This window comes from Pseudodesulfovibrio sp. JC047 (assembly GCF_010468615.1).
Classification (GTDB): Bacteria; Desulfobacterota; Desulfovibrionia; order Desulfovibrionales; family Desulfovibrionaceae; genus Pseudodesulfovibrio.
Map to the genome: position 1 here is coordinate 1 of NZ_WUEH01000057.1, position 687 is coordinate 687.

The 687-nt window shown below is 56.2% G+C and carries 1 rRNA gene; it reads right to left on the bottom strand.

The annotated features are described in order from the left end of the window. Window positions 1-176 precede the first annotated feature (176 nt). Window positions 177-295: ribosomal RNA gene (gene rrf / locus GO013_RS16675) — 5S ribosomal RNA — on the bottom strand. Between the last annotated feature and the right edge of the window lie 392 nt (window positions 296-687).

Below are 687 nucleotides of genomic sequence, written 5' to 3' on the forward strand. Positions count from 1 at the left end.
GAATTCCTAAGCGCGAAGAAATCACTTAAGGTGTTCGCTTGCTTGAACAAGAGAGGCGAAAAGTTATGTCGGCAGCCACGTTCGTGGGTCCCCCGGCGCGGTGCAAGCGAGAGACGCCTTAACGTTAAAAGCGGTGAAGAGAAAAAACGAATAAGAAAAACAAAAGAGCAAAAAGACGAGTGCAACACGAGGACTTCCCAGGAGGTCACCCATCCTAGTACTACTCTCGCCCAAGCACGCTTAACTGCGGAGTTCTGATGGGATCCGGTGCATTAGCGCTGGTATGATCGCACCCGAAGTATGCTCGCGTACGAAACTATTTGTGCCTTCCGGATGGAAGGTTCGCGCGGAACGGCTTGGGTTGTCGAGGCCGCATCTTTCGATCCGCCCGCCGGATTCGCGATTGTGATATACCGTCGGAAAGCTCGGGACGAGCAGAACGGCGGGGCGAACCGGCGGGCCCGTTCCGAGCCGCCGGCGGTGTCGGATTCGGCCATTCGCGATCCGGTATCCTCGGTTTTTTGCCCGGGCGCCACACGCCAATCGTTCTGACACCGGGAGGAGGCACGTCGGCCCCCGCGGGTCCGTTAAAGGGGATCGTGACGAGCTGGTGACACCGAAAAAAAAAAATGGAATGCTAAAAGATCTGCCGCTAAGAAGGAGAGGCCCAAATTGACGCGAAAAGCA